We start from the raw sequence: 13,887 nt of genomic DNA on the forward strand, positions 1-13,887 counted from the left end.
GCGGGAGCATAACAGTTTGGCGTAATTCAGGCGATTGTGGTGGGGACGGCTATTTTACCAGCTTGACCATTGGTTCAGCGGCGTAAAGGTCTTGCGGTGTATTGATATTAAAAAAAGGCTCGTAACCTTCCGCAGCGAATTCAACCTCGACGAGCTTTTGCTGTTTGATCCAATCTTGCAGGCGAGGCATATCGCCAGTATCCAGCTGTTGTTCAATCGCACCAATAAGCGATGCATGCCAGAGCGCAAAGATAGGATGCGCGCGATGGTTGGATGTTGCCACTGCCAGTTGTGTTTGTTGCGTAGTAGCGGCGTCAAATAAACGGGCAACAAGTTCGGTTGGGAAAAACGGAGTATCCGAGGCAAAGCTGGCTAGCCATTCCGCGTTCGGGTCATTGGTTTTCATCCACTGCAAACCGGCATGGATACCAGCGAGGGGACCGAGGTTATTCGGGTAAATATCGGGCACAACCGGTAATCGGGTGCGGGCGAAACGCAGGCTATTGCCATTGGCGTTTAACAAAAGCGGGTTAACTTGCGGTTGGGCGCGCTCGATAGTCCGTTGTAGCAGTGTTTTGCCAACCAATGGCAATAAGCACTTATCGCCACCACCCATTCGGCGGGCCAAACCGCCGGCCAGGATAATGCCGACAACGGATTCAGGTGTACTCATAGGTTTTTGGCTACGTCAGGATCATGATCTAGGATTAGTGGTGCGCCACTACCATTATTTGGCGCGCTAATCATTATGTATGCTCAGTGTTTAGTTTAGCTGCTGACAGAGGGCACAACCATGAATTTTATGGTTCCTTTCCACTACGTCAGCTTTCTCACTATCAAAATTATAAAAAACTATTGATTAAATATAGATAATTGATTTTTTATATTTATGCATGTCACCTAGTATAGCTTTGAAATTCAAACACCGTGTTAACCACAAATGGATGGATGTAATTATGAGCAAAACTGATTTGACTACTTCAGCCGGTGCTCCGGTACCCGATGACAATAACAGTATCAGTGTTGGCCCGCGCGGTCCCTTGACGTTCGATAATCATTACCTGTTTGAAAAGCTGGCACACTTTAATCGCGAGCGTATTCCCGAGCGGGTAGTGCATGCACGCGGTACAGGTGCCTACGGCCATTTCACCCTGACTAAAAGTTTAAGTGATTACACCATTGCGGACTTTTTACAAAACGTGGGCGATAAAACCGAGGTCTTTTTGCGTTTTTCCACCGTTGGTGGTGGACAGGATTCGAGCGATTATGCCCGTGATCCACGCGGCTTTGCAGTGAAGTTTTACACTCGCCAGGGCAACTACGATGTGGTGGGCAATAACACGCCGGTATTCTTTTTGAATGACCCTATTAAATTCCCGGATTTCATTCACTCGCAAAAGAAAAATCCACAGACTAATTTGCCTGATCCCGCTGCGGCATTTGAGTTTTGGGCAAATCATCCGCAATCATTGCACCAGATGACGATCTTGATGTCAGATCGCGGAATTCCGTTGTCCTACCGCTACCTGCACGGTTTTAGCTCCCACACGTTAAGTTTGTGGAATGATAAAGGTGAGCGTTATTGGGTGAAGTGGCATTTCAAAACCAATCAGGGAATTAAAACCCTGACGGAAGAAGAGGCCGCGAAAATGCCGCCGTTCGGCGCACAAAAAGATTTGGTGGATGCCATCAATCGCAACGAGTTTCCAAGTTGGGCGGTAAAAATCCAGGTTATGACATTGGCTCAAGCGGAGACTTATCACATCAATCCATTTGATTTGACTAAAGTATGGCCGCACAAGGATTTCCCACTGATTGAAATTGGCCAGCTTGAATTGAATCGCAACGTACAAAATTATTTTGCCGAGACTGAACAGTCTGCCTTTGCGCCGAGCAATCTGGTTCCGGGTACTGGGGGGTCGCCCGATAAAATGTTGCAGGCGCGCATGCTCGCGTATCAGGATGCGCATCGCTACCGTGTCGGTGTGAACCATAACCAGTTGCCGGTAAATGCGCCGCGTTGTCCGGTCAACCATTACCAGCGCGATGGTGCCGCTGCCGGTTGTCCGTTTAGCAACGGCAGCCAGCCGCAAAATAGCGGTGCGAATTACTATCCGAATGATCGTGCTGCGCAAGGTTATCCCGCTCCAAATCCTGCGTACCGGGAACCGCTAATGGTGTTGAGTAGTGCAGTGGTGGATCGCTACGACCAATTGAGCGAGGATTATTATTCGCAGGCGGGTGATTTATTCCGCTTGATGAGCGACGACCAAAAATTGCAGCTCGTGCGCAATGTTGCCGGGGGATTATCGCAAGCCAACGCATCAATTCAAGAGCGGATGTTGGGTTATCTGCACAAGGCTGATCCAACCTACGCCGTCATGGTAAAAGCACTTTTGTAATAATGATTCGATAGCAACAAAACGCCGCTGCAGTGTCAGCGGCGTTTTTGTTTGCGGGCGTCCTTTTACTGAGCGGTGTTTCCCTATAGGATTCGTCACTTGTCTTTTCAAGATGTTGCGACGGACGACGTTACGATAATCAAAAAGTTACGATAATCAATAAGGAAAATGGACGATGCAGGCTTCCTCTCGCCAATTTTTTTCACTGCAATCGCGCTGGTATTGGGCGATCTTTTTAACTGTCTCCCTTGTCGCTGCGATAACAGCAATGAAGCTGATGTTTACTGCAGCGCCCGGATTGAATCTGGAAGTTAAATTTTCGCGTGAACAAGCCATTGCTGCGGCTAAGGCATTCCAACACAAACAATTTCCGGCGTTGAGTACCGACCGCACGGCATCGGTATTTATCAGTGATCGCCATTTCCAAAATTACGTGGAGCTGGAGGCGGGAGGAGTTAAAGCGTTTGAAGCGCTTATGCTGCAACTGGATGCAGCAACTCACTATTGGAAAGTGCGCAGTTTTGCCGCCGGGCAAGAGCAAGAATTGATTACTGCATTCAGTCCCAAGGGCGAGCCAATTTCTTTTGCTTACAGTATTCCCGAGAAGGAAGCCGGTGCAGCCCTGGACGAAAGCAGCGCGCGCAACATTGCGGAAGAGGGCGCCCGTACATTTATGGGCGAGCGATTCGCCGCTTACAACACTTTTGAGACCAAACAGCAGCGCCAGGTGTCGGGGCGAGTGGATTACAGTTTTACTTATGAGCATCAGCACCTTCAGGCAAATGAAGCGCGCTTTCGTATCGCGTTAAAAGTTGCGGGCGATAAGCTGGTTGCAATCGATACCTTCAAACATATTCCCGATGCATTCGACCAGCGCTTCGGTGAAATGCGCTCGCTCAATACCCAGATCAGCCAGATCGCCAGTTACCTGATGGCAGTGCTGTTTGGTCTGGGGGGATTGGTGGGCGGTGGTGTGTGGCTGTTCCGTCGCCACCAATTGCAATGGCGCCGGGCATTTTGGCCAGCGCTATTTGTCGGCACCGGTTTGGCATTGGCAACGCTGGCCAATTTACCGGTTGCCTGGATGGATTACCAAACTACATCGCCAGCGCACACTTTTCTCTTTCTGCAATTGGCACAGGCAGGTGCGATATTGCTCGGTGCCAGTTTATTTTTTGCTACGATTTACGCTGTAGCAGAAGGATTAACGCGCATGGCGTTTGCGGATCATCCGCGCGTATTTGATTTTTTCCGTGTGTCTTCGTCTGCATCCTGGGGGCGGGTATTAGGTGGTTATGCGTGGACGGGATTATTCCTGTTGTATGCAGTCGCTTTTTATCTTTTCAGTTCCAAAGTGTTGGGTTGGTGGCAGCCGACGGATATCAATTCAGATCCCAATATTCTCGCCAGTTGGCGCCCGGCACTGGCGCCGATTTTTACTGCGCTGCAAGCGGGCACCTGGGAAGAATGTTTATTCCGCGCGATTCCCCTGGCGCTCGCCGTATTGATCGGCAACCACTTTGGTATTCGCAATAAGTTAGTCATTGTCACCCTGATTTTACAGGCGCTGATTTTTGCCGGCGCCCACGCTAATTATCCCAACTTGCCTGGTTACAGCCGCCTGATCGAATTGTTTATTCCCGCAATGGCATTTGGTTTGGTGTACCTGCGCTTCGGTTTGGTGATCGGCATGATCACGCATTTTGAATACGATCTGGTACTGATGAGCCTGCCGATTTTCACCGCGGATGATTCCAGCCTGTGGATAGATCGGCTGTTGGTGATTATCGCTGGCATAGCGCCGTTGCTCGCCTTGCTTTGGGCGCGTTTACGTAAAGCCCAATCAACAATTTCGGAATCAGAATGGCGCAATGGTATCCCGGTGGAGGTAGTTCCCGAGGCACAGGTGATAAAAGTGGAAGAGGTGCGTCATCCAGGCAACGCCCTGCTTATTAAACCTGTATGGTTGGCGGTACTGGCGATTGGTTCAATCATTGCCATCAGTATTGCCGCAGTTAAGCCGCCTCAATTGGATTGGCCTGCGTACCAGATAGATCGCGCGGAAGCACAAACTCGTGCCGAACAGGAATTGGCGCAGCATGGCGTGGTGTTGGAAGGCAAGTGGCATCGCACGGTTACAACGCACAACGGTAGTTCACAAGCGCTTGAATTTGTCTGGCGCGAGTCGGGAGCTGAACAGGTGCAAGCGTTGATTGGTCGGTATCTGGACACGCCATACTGGGTAGTCAGTTGGCGTAAGTTTGATGGTCCGGTTGAAAATCGCGCGGAGCAGTGGCAAGCGTGGTTATATCCTGATGGCAGTCTGCATGAGTTGGTGCATCACCTGCCCGAGGGCACCGGAGGGGCCAGGTTGACCCGCGACCAAGCCATCGTTAAAGCACAGGAGTGGATTGCCAGGATGGGCTGGGGCGATGTCGCCAATCTGGAGGAAAAGTCTGTCGAGGAAGCAGCGCGGCCAGCGCGCAGTGATTGGACGTTAACTTATATCGATAAGGCAGCTTACGATCACAATAACGGCCAGGCGATTATCACCATCAAATTGGCAGGTGATGAAGTGAGGAGTTATGTGCGCAGTGTTGATGTGCCTGAGGCATGGTCCCGTACCGAAAGCGAAGAGAATTCCCGCAAACAGCCGTACAAGGTTGTCTCAATAGTGGCGCTTTTTGCGCTGCTGGGTTGTGCGGTCAGCGTATTTTTCCGCAAGCACACCGGTCGTCATTTCAGTATCAGGGCCGCATTGCCCTGGGTCATTATCGCGTCCATTGCCAACCTCGCCGTGTCTTTACTGTGGCTCGATCCTGCTTTGGCCGCTTTGCAAACCACCATGGGGTGGTGGATACAAGTGGGGATGTTGCTGGTGGGATTAGCTATTGGCTCCAGTGTGATCGGTGTGTTTGCATTTCTGGCGGCACAAGCCCTGCACGCCGAGCGCCCGCGCGCTGATGCTGGTGTGAACCGTGACTTTTTAACGGGCGGCGTATTGGCATTGGTTTTGGCGGGCAGCTACGCGTTGCTGGAATTATTCGTTCCTTCCACTACTGTTCCCACGACCTATTCAGCCGATTTCGCCACAATCGCGCCATGGCTAACGGCCATACTTAATGGCTTTAAAGGAATATTTCCGGCGCTGATGCTACTTATGCTGACCATCGGATTAACCCGCTACACCACTAAGGCGTGGCGCTGGGCACTGGTTATCTTGCTGGTATTAATCTGGTGGATTGGCAGTGCATCGGCCGCACGCGAAGTTGCGCTCAACCTGGGTTTCCAATTCATTACCGCGATGCAAATGCTGCTGGCTTTTGAACTGATTCGTCGCCAGCAAATGGGTGTTGCAATTGCGTTATTGGGTGTGGGTATCGCACTGCGGCAATTGGGGGTGATGGATGCACTTTATCCTTTTGCGTGGGTACACGGCGTGGTGAGTGCAGTTTTTTGTCTCGCCATGGCCTACTATCTGCTCCGGCATTGGTATCGCCAGCCGGCATAATCATCCACATAGTGTTAAATCCCGGAATCTCCAGGCCGGGATCTGGTCACAACCTTGGGCAAACGGAAAAGCACTGGTATCCCCGGTGCTTTTTCATTTCTGTGAACCGTGCCTTTTTGGCGGGCGAGGATTAGACTGCGCAGCAATTAGCTAATGACTGGAGTTTCCCTATGGAATTAAAACTCGACGACTTTCGCCGCGAATATACCCAGGGCGGATTGGAGCGCAATGACTTGCCGGATAATCCGCTGGAGCAGTTCAATCGTTGGATGGAGCAGATAATCAAAGCGGGCATTCCTGATCCCAACGCGATGACCATCGCTACGGTTGATGCAGCGGGTCAGCCATCGCAACGTATTGTGTTGCTCAAGCATCTCGATGAAAAAGGGTTTGTGTTTTATACCAACTTGAACAGCCGTAAAGCGCAGGATTTAAAACAGAACCCGAAAATCAGTCTGCATTTTCCCTGGTATTTTTTGGAGCGACAGGTAAAAGTGTGCGGTGTTGTTGAACAATTGTCGGCAGCAGACGTATTGAAATATTTTATCTCGCGCCCGCGTGACAGCCAATTGGGTGCATGGGCTTCACACCAGAGCCGTCCGATTTCATCGCGTGCACTATTGATGCAGCAATTCGAGGCGATGAAAAATAAATTCGCCAAAGGTGAAATTCCGCTACCGGATTTTTGGGGCGGCTTCCGTGTCAAACCTCATCAGATCGAATTCTGGCAAGGCGGCGCAGCGCGTCTGCATGATCGCTTTGAATATAATTTACAAGCCGATGGTCGCTGGGATATCCAGCGTCTTGAACCATGATGAAATGTATTGCCTTAGCCAACGCTGGCGGCGTGGAAAATTTACAGCTGCAGACGATGGCGATTCCCGAGCCTGCCACGGGCGAGGTGTTGATCTGTGTCTATGCCGCCGGGATTAATCGGCCCGATATTATGCAGCGGCAAGGACTGTACCCACCGCCTGCAGATGCATCACCTATTTTAGGTTTGGAAGTCTCCGGTGAAATTATTGCCTGTGGTGCAGGGGTAAGTGATTGGCAAATTGGCGACAAAGTCTGTGCCTTGGTCAATGGCGGCGGCTACGCTGAATATGTGTTGGCTCCTGCATTTCAATGCCTGTCAGTTCCTGCAAATTTTTCTTATGTGCAAGCTGCCGCGCTGCCGGAAACTTTTTTTACCGTGTGGCATAACCTGTTTCAACGCGCACAATTAAAAGCTGGCGAGACTGTGCTAATTCACGGCGGTTCGAGTGGAATCGGTACTGTGGCAATCCAATTGGCGCGCGTGTTTGGTGCAAGGGTATTTGCTACGGCAGGATCGGCAGAAAAATGTCAGGCCATTGAATCCTTGGGTGCTACAGCCATTCATTATCGCGACCGGGATTTTGTCGCTGTGATTAAAGAGCAAACCCAGGGGCAGGGTGTGAATGTGATTTTGGATATGGTCGGTGGTGATTATATCCAGCGCAATTTTTCTGCTGCTGCAAAAGATGGGCGTATAGTAAATATTGCGTTTTTGCAGGGCAGTAAAACCCAAGTGGATTTTATGCCGCTAATGTTAAAACGCCTGACGTTTACCGGCTCTACCTTGCGTGCCCAATCCGCACAAGCAAAAGCGGGTATTGCAAATGAATTGAAACAACAAGTCTGGCCGCTCTTTGAAAATAAAACCATTGAGCCAATAATTGATTCTGTATTTCCTTTTGCACAAGTTGCTGCTGCCCATACACATATGGAATCCAGCGAACACATCGGGAAAATTATTCTGGATTTGACGGTATAGTGAAAAATAAATATGGCCAATAAAAATCGTCGCCCCCTGGATGGCATCCGCGTAATTGAAGTAGGGCAGCTGCTCGCTGGTCCTTTCGCCGGTTGTATGCTCGCGTATTTTGGTGCTGAGGTGATAAAAATCGAGCCGCCTGAAGGCGATCCTATCCGCGGGTGGCGTGTATTGGAAAATGGTACTTCCCATTGGTGGCGGAGTATCGGGCGCAACAAAAAAAGCCTCACACTGGATTTAAAGAAAACCGAAGGCCAACAACTCGCGCGGCAATTAATTGATAGCGCCGATGTGGTAATCGAAAACTTTCGTCCGGGTGTAATGGAAAATTGGGGCTTGGGACCGGAAGAAATAAGAAAATCGAACCCCAAAATAGTCTATGCGCGGATTTCCGGTTACGGCCAAACCGGCCCTTATGCGAGTAAGCCGGGTTTTGCGTCGGTGTGCGAAGGTATAAGTGGTTTTCGTTACGTGAATGGCTTTCCTGATCAAGCGCCGGTGCGTCCTAATTTAAGTATTGGCGATACCATTTCCGGTATTCATGCCGCGCTGGGCATTACATTGGCATTACTTGAGCGCGAGCGAAACCAAGACGGTGATGGTCAGGTAGTGGATGTCGCGCTCTATGAATCCATGTTTAATTTGATGGAAGCTGTGGTACCGGAATTCTCCGGCGCTGGCGTTATTCGCGAACCTTCCGGCACTACGGTTACCGGTATTGTGCCGACCAATACCTATCGCTGCAAAAACGGAAAGTATGTGGTGATTGGCGGTAATGGCGATTCCATTTTTCAGCGTTTGATGGAAGTGGCCGGCCATCCGGAAATGGCCAATGATCTACGCATGGCAAATAATGCAGGGCGTGTTAAGCACGAATTGGAAATTGATAATGCACTGGCGGCCTGGTGTATGAGTAAAGATGCTGATGATATTTTGCAATTGCTTGAGCAAGCGCGGGTGCCGGGCGGTCCGATATATAACGTGCAAGATATGTTTGCCGATGCACACTTTAATGCGCGTGGCATGTTTGAGCAGGTAGAGATTAATGGCAAGCCGCTAAAAATTCCGGCGATACTTCCCAAGTTGACTGACACACCTGGTCGTACTGATTGGCCGGGTGGTGAAATTGGTAGCCATACGCAAGACGTGTTGCAATCGATATTGAATTTGTCGCAAACGCAAATTGATGAGTTAAAAATCGCAGGTGTTATTTAAGGTAATCGATATGAAATTGAAGTCAGGTTTATATCGCCACTACAAAGGCAAAAGCTATTTTGTATTTCAGGTGGCAAATCACAGTGAAACTGAAGAACCTTATGTCGTTTATCGTTACCTTTATGATGATTATGGCTGGTCAATTCGTCCATTAGAATTGTTTCTACAGACAGTTGAGCTTGCGGGTGAAACTATTCCCCGGTTTCGTTTTGAGCGTGCATTAACGGAACAAGAGCTTGCTGATTATTTGGCGCCGCTGGTGGAAGTTAAAAAAACGTGAGTAATGGCGAGCAAGAAAATCCTGCACATCCTGCTTTCTTTTCGGCGGACGATGAGCGTTGGATGACGTATGCGATGACGCTTGCCGCGCAGGGCGAAATCTTGGGTGAAGTGCCTGTCGGTGCGGCGATTGTCCGGGATGGAAAACTTATTGGTGAGGGTTTTAACCAGCCGATTAGCAGTAATGATCCCACTGCCCACGCAGAAATTATCGCGTTGCGGCAAGCGGCAACAAAAATACAAAATTATCGTTTGGTGGGTGCAACAATTTACGTCACCCTTGAACCTTGTACTATGTGCGTCGGTGCTTTAGTGCATGCACGTATTGCGCGTTTGGTATTCGGTACCAGTGAGACCAAAGCAGGCGCGGTAGTGAGTAAATCACGGCTATTGGATAACGATTATTTTAACCACAAGGTCGATTATACCGGCGGGTTAATTGCGCAGCAGTGTCAGCATCAATTGAGTCATTTTTTTGCGGCGAGAAGGGAGCAGAAACGTAAGGAAAAACAAGAGCGAGGCAAAGCTTTGGCTGATGATAATAATGTGATGCCATCCTAAATAAAGCATCATGGCGAGCGTCTAAAAATGGTGCCCCTGAAATGAGTAGGGGCCGCATAAGCGGCCCCATACAAATACTATCCCTAAGTAGAAGTAGTCAATTGCGTCGATTTTCCTTTCGATTCCCTGACCGCCTTCCTCCTGCGCTAGTGCAATCCTTTGATGTCATCCGACATCGCGTCCCTAACAGGTGGGCGCATCCATTGACCTTTCCTGGCCAGCACACATCATTGTCTACTTCCTTGGTGTGATCATTATCCAATGCTGGCTGCTGGCAAGATAGTCGCTAAAGTCGCTAGTTTTTGTAGGAGATTGACTACAACCTAGATCACTTGAGTATATGTAATCGACTACTTTATAACCTTATAGCAAGGAATATATTCGCGCCCGGGTAACTTCATCCGGCTTTGGCGAGCAAAAGACTCCAGCAACTCGTCCACCGGTTGCATAATCTCAAGATCACCGTGCAGTTCGAAGTGACCGAATTGTTCGATCGCGAGAATGCCTTCCTCTTTCACATTACCCGCAACTATCCCGGAAAACGCGCGGCGCAAATTGGCAGCGAGCTGGTTGACCGGCTGGTTTTTGTGTAGCTCCAGGTTGCGCATATTTTCGTGGGTGGGAATAAATGGCTGTTGCAAATCGGGGCTGATTTTTAACTGCCAGTTGAAGTAGTAAGCATCATCGCTGTGCTTGCGGAACTCGCGTACTTTTTTAATCCCTTCCTTCATCTCACGTGCGACTGCATCGGGATCGTTGACGATAATTTTGTAATGCGATTGCGCTTCTACGCCGAGCGTATCGCCAATAAATTTATCAATGCGCGAGAAATATTCCGCTGAAGTTGCCGGGCCGGTAAAAATTAACGGGAAAGGAATATCTTTATTGTCCGGATGCAACAGCAAACCGAGGATGTAGAGAATTTCCTCCGCTGTGCCCGCGCCGCCGGGGAATACAATAATGCCATGGCCGAGACGCACAAAGGCTTCAAGGCGCTTTTCAATATCGGGCATGATGGTCAGTTGGTTAACAATCGGATTTGGCGCTTCTGCCGCGATGATTCCCGGTTCAGTAATACCGATATAACGACCGTTAGGAATACGCTGCTTGGCGTGGCCAATTGTTGCGCCTTTCATTGGGCCTTTCATTGCGCCTGGCCCGCACCCGGTGCAGATATCCAGGCCGCGTAAACCTAATTGATAACCGACTTCTTTGGTGTAGTCGTATTCAATACGGTTGATGGAGTGACCGCCCCAACAGACAACGAGATTGGGGTCTAATCCCGGTTTCAATAAATTAGCATTGCGCAACATATGGAATACGGCGTCGGTAATGCCTTCAGATGTACGTGAGCTAAATTTTGGATTGCCATTCAGTTCATCGTTGTTGTAAATCACATCGCGCAACACAGTAAATAAATGTTCACTGATACCGCGAATCATTTTTTCATCAACAAATGCATTCGCCGGCGCATTTTTTACGGCGAGTTTTATGCCGCGTTCTTCCTGCACAATGCTGATATCAAAATCTTTATAGCGTTCGAGCAATTCTTTGCCATCGTCCAGGTCATTGCCGGTGTTAAGTACGGCAAGTGCGCAACTGCGGAATAATTTGTACAGGCCGCTTTGGCTGGAGTCCAACAATTTGGCTACTTCCACTTTGGAAAGTACATTCAGTTGATCAATAGGGGCGATGAGGGCGCTCACCGTTTTGTATACGCCCGCTTCTTTGAAGGTGGGTTGGTTGGGATTCAAGTGACTCATAGTATTCCTTAGCATCAATGATGCACTGGTTCTGCTGCAGTTCGCTGTCGATATACAATCCAAGTGTAGTGTTATTTTCCCGATTGTGCGCTTATGGACGCTTGCCCAATTGAGTAATTGTCAGCAATATTGCATATCGATAAATGTTTTGAGCAAAAATTAAACAAAGTTTCCCGTAAAAGAGAATCCTTATGGAATATTTACCCTGTGTTGAAAAACTTAATCAGCCGCAATTGCCGGTGGCTGCCAGCATTATTTGGTTGCATGGTTTGGGGGCGGATGGCAATGATTTTGCTCCTTTGGTACCAGAACTTCGTTTGCCAAAGGATTTGTCGGTGCGTTTTATTTTTCCGCACGCGCCGCAGATCCCGGTCACAATCAATAACAGTTATGTCATGCCCGCCTGGTACGATATCCTGGAAATGAACCTTGAGCGCAAAGTGGATGAAGCGCAATTAATTGCCAGCGCTGACGCTGTGCAACATTTGGTAGAGCGTGAAATTGCACGTGGAGTGCCGAGTGATAAAATTTTATTGGTGGGTTTTTCCCAGGGCGGAGCGGTCGCTTATCAGGCCGGTTTGACCTATGAAAAGTCGCTCGCAGGGTTGCTGATTTTGTCGAGTTATTTTGCTACTCACGCCACCGCCAGTATCCATCCTGCCAATCAGAAAACGCCGATACTGATTCAGCACGGCACTCGTGATCCAATTGTTAACGAAGCCTTGGGGCAGCGCGCCTATCGTTTTTTGCAGGATCGCGGTTGCAATGTGAATTATGAATCTTATCCGATGGAGCACACCGTCTGCATGGAGCAAGTTGAATCCATGTCTCGTTGGATTCAATCTGTTTTAAAATAAACGCTTTCGCTAAAACCATTATTCAGTCAAACAGGCTGGGTCAAATTGGTATTCATCGTTTAACCAGGCAACAATTTCTTTTGCGTAAGGATTGCTGCCAAAATGCTGATAAGTTTCGCGCAATGCTTGCCGCTCTGCCTGATCAAGGTTTTTTAAACCGCGATCTTGCAGTTGGTGAATGTCGTGTTGTAACTGTGCCGCCATGGCTGCGCCGCAAAGATTATTACAGATACTAGGGAATGCAGCTGCAGCCGAATAATTTTCTTTCTCGCGATAAGCCAGCGGCAAGCTGGCTAGCGGAATTTGTGAAAGCCAAGGCTGGTTCATCGGGTTTACTGCATGTCCGGCCACTTTATCTGCTAATTGGCTGTGGCCTTTATCGAACGCGCGCAATTGCAACAAGTTGGATTTTACTGCGCCGTCATTGACGGGATAGTTGTCCCATAAAAAGGGTTTGCGACCGATTAAATCAGTGACGTGTGTCAAGTGTTCTGCAGGGTAATTGGTCGAACACACTTTTTCCCCTGTCCAAAAAATATCGATAGTTTTATCCAACTGCTGCGCAAATGTTTGCCAGTAATTTTCCGGCATCGCCCCAAATACTTTTTCCAATACCGGGTCAAAGCTGTAATAGGTTGGACAAAAGATTATTTTTTTTGCAGTGCTGATTGCCGCCGCTTGATGGATGATATCGGTTTGGATTTGTGCCAAGCCAGGAATATCGCCGCGCATATCATCAAATAAAATGCAGAGGATATCGGGTTCAAGTTGATTGATTTGTCGAATGCGCTGATCCAGGTGCGCGCGCTGGTTATGCGATGGATCGAGATAAATTTCGTGTGGGCTGAGTCCAATACCAAATTGGACACCGGTATCGCTATAAGCCTGGCGTAATTCCTGAAGTGATTTTTTTTCTTCTGTGGGCCAATCTTCTTGCCAGTGCTTGCGCAAATGCTTGTCACTTTTTGGTGCGTAGATATAAAAGCTGTACTCATTTAGCGCAAGGAATTCAGCGTATTTTTTTCTGATATTCCAATTCCAACTGCGCCCAAAAAAACCTTCGATGATTCCGCAGGGCGCTGTGCAATTCTTATTCGTTTGCATGGATAATTCACTGATTGAATGATTGATTCGGGCATTGGAATTTGTTGCGTTGCGCAGGGTTATTTTTGTTGCGAGTAAACATTTAATCCAGCCCCGTAAATACTGTGCTTTAATTGACACTCAAAACCCATCTGCCTATCATAGCGGCCTTTTTGAGCAGCGCAATTCACGCGGATTTTGAGGTGATTTTTGTGTGATCGCTTGGCGCTGGTTGCTGATGCCATTTCTATATTTCGGCGCATTCGCGACTTCCAAGTTTGGTTTGCGCTTAATGGCTTAATTCTAGGATGGCAAGCATATAACTTCGAAGCTGGTAGGAAATTTATCCTTCCTGCTTGTTATCTGGGTCGGGTCGGGCTCAAGTTAATAGAATAGAAATCAACCACTTGTCTAGGTATAC

11 protein-coding genes are annotated in these 13,887 nt (G+C 48.7%); 8 read left to right on the forward strand and 3 right to left on the reverse strand.

Translation table 11 applies throughout. The features are described from left to right. Nucleotides 1-49: 49 nt before the first annotated feature. Entirely contained in the window at nucleotides 50-673 is a 624-nt protein-coding gene (mobA, locus tag AC1RJL_RS03790) for a molybdenum cofactor guanylyltransferase MobA (RefSeq protein ID WP_492911413.1), read from the reverse strand. Between the two features lie 283 nt (nucleotides 674-956). On the opposite strand from mobA, the gene AC1RJL_RS03795 reads away from it, so the two are divergent. The 7 genes from AC1RJL_RS03795 to tadA all read left to right on the forward strand — a co-directional run bounded on the left by AC1RJL_RS03795 (nucleotide 957) and on the right by tadA (nucleotide 9,763). Continuing rightward, nucleotides 957-2,402, forward strand: a complete 1,446-nt coding sequence (locus AC1RJL_RS03795; protein WP_492911414.1) for a catalase — start codon at nucleotides 957-959, stop codon at nucleotides 2,400-2,402. Nucleotides 2,403-2,577: 175 nt separating this feature from the next. Continuing rightward, nucleotides 2,578-5,913: a CPBP family intramembrane glutamic endopeptidase gene (locus AC1RJL_RS03800; RefSeq protein ID WP_492911415.1), complete on the forward strand. Its 3,336-nt coding sequence runs from the start codon at nucleotides 2,578-2,580 to the stop codon at nucleotides 5,911-5,913. A 170-nt stretch (nucleotides 5,914-6,083) separates the two neighbouring features. Beyond that, nucleotides 6,084-6,728: a pyridoxamine 5'-phosphate oxidase gene (pdxH, locus tag AC1RJL_RS03805; protein WP_492911416.1), complete on the forward strand. Its 645-nt coding sequence runs from the start codon at nucleotides 6,084-6,086 to the stop codon at nucleotides 6,726-6,728. After that, nucleotides 6,728-7,708, forward strand: coding sequence for an NAD(P)H-quinone oxidoreductase (locus tag AC1RJL_RS03810; protein WP_492911769.1), 981 nt, complete (start codon nucleotides 6,728-6,730; stop codon nucleotides 7,706-7,708). Before pdxH ends, AC1RJL_RS03810 begins: the two co-directional genes overlap by 1 nt. 12 nt (nucleotides 7,709-7,720) lie before the next feature. Further along, the gene (locus AC1RJL_RS03815; protein WP_492911417.1) at nucleotides 7,721-8,923 is read left to right on the forward strand and encodes a CaiB/BaiF CoA transferase family protein; all 1,203 of its coding nucleotides are present in this window, start codon (nucleotides 7,721-7,723) and stop codon (nucleotides 8,921-8,923) included. A gap of 10 nt (nucleotides 8,924-8,933) precedes the next feature. Further along, nucleotides 8,934-9,203, forward strand: a complete 270-nt coding sequence (locus tag AC1RJL_RS03820; protein ID WP_492911418.1) for a DUF1653 domain-containing protein — start codon at nucleotides 8,934-8,936, stop codon at nucleotides 9,201-9,203. Then, a complete protein-coding gene (gene tadA, locus AC1RJL_RS03825; RefSeq protein ID WP_492911419.1) occupies nucleotides 9,200-9,763 on the forward strand; it encodes a tRNA adenosine(34) deaminase TadA in 564 nt (187 codons plus the stop codon). The genes AC1RJL_RS03820 and tadA overlap by 4 nt, the downstream gene beginning before the upstream one ends. Before the next feature lie 350 nt (nucleotides 9,764-10,113). Here the strand turns inward: tadA and ppnN are convergent, their stop codons facing one another. Then, nucleotides 10,114-11,526 (reverse strand): nucleotide 5'-monophosphate nucleosidase PpnN, encoded by a 1,413-nt coding sequence (ppnN, locus tag AC1RJL_RS03830; protein WP_492911420.1) that lies wholly within the window; start codon nucleotides 11,524-11,526, stop codon nucleotides 10,114-10,116. 191 nt (nucleotides 11,527-11,717) lie between these two features. Between ppnN and AC1RJL_RS03835 the strand changes: the two genes are divergently transcribed. Further along, nucleotides 11,718-12,383 (forward strand): alpha/beta hydrolase, encoded by a 666-nt coding sequence (locus tag AC1RJL_RS03835; protein WP_492911421.1) that lies wholly within the window; start codon nucleotides 11,718-11,720, stop codon nucleotides 12,381-12,383. A gap of 18 nt (nucleotides 12,384-12,401) precedes the next feature. Here the strand turns inward: AC1RJL_RS03835 and AC1RJL_RS03840 are convergent, their stop codons facing one another. Next, nucleotides 12,402-13,487: a beta-N-acetylglucosaminidase domain-containing protein gene (locus tag AC1RJL_RS03840; RefSeq protein WP_492911422.1), complete on the reverse strand. Its 1,086-nt coding sequence runs from the start codon at nucleotides 13,485-13,487 to the stop codon at nucleotides 12,402-12,404. Nucleotides 13,488-13,887: the final 400 nt, after the last annotated feature.

This window comes from Cellvibrio sp. GW822-FHT04B05, from assembly GCF_058800985.1.

Excerpts from the sequence above, each read along its gene's own strand:
- AC1RJL_RS03800 (WP_492911415.1), top strand. The coding sequence starts at position 2,578 with ATGCAGGCTTCCTCTCGCCAATTTTTTTCACTGCAATCGCGCTGGTAT.
- AC1RJL_RS03810 (WP_492911769.1), top strand. The coding sequence starts at position 6,728 with ATGAAATGTATTGCCTTAGCCAACGCTGGCGGCGTGGAAAATTTACAG.
- AC1RJL_RS03815 (WP_492911417.1), top strand. The coding sequence starts at position 7,721 with ATGGCCAATAAAAATCGTCGCCCCCTGGATGGCATCCGCGTAATTGAA.
- mobA (WP_492911413.1), bottom strand. The coding sequence starts at position 673 with ATGAGTACACCTGAATCCGTTGTCGGCATTATCCTGGCCGGCGGTTTG.
- pdxH (WP_492911416.1), top strand. The coding sequence starts at position 6,084 with ATGGAATTAAAACTCGACGACTTTCGCCGCGAATATACCCAGGGCGGA.
- AC1RJL_RS03795 (WP_492911414.1), top strand. The coding sequence starts at position 957 with ATGAGCAAAACTGATTTGACTACTTCAGCCGGTGCTCCGGTACCCGAT.
- AC1RJL_RS03835 (WP_492911421.1), top strand. The coding sequence starts at position 11,718 with ATGGAATATTTACCCTGTGTTGAAAAACTTAATCAGCCGCAATTGCCG.
- ppnN (WP_492911420.1), bottom strand. The coding sequence starts at position 11,526 with ATGAGTCACTTGAATCCCAACCAACCCACCTTCAAAGAAGCGGGCGTA.
- AC1RJL_RS03840 (WP_492911422.1), bottom strand. The coding sequence starts at position 13,487 with ATGCAAACGAATAAGAATTGCACAGCGCCCTGCGGAATCATCGAAGGT.
- AC1RJL_RS03820 (WP_492911418.1), top strand. The coding sequence starts at position 8,934 with ATGAAATTGAAGTCAGGTTTATATCGCCACTACAAAGGCAAAAGCTAT.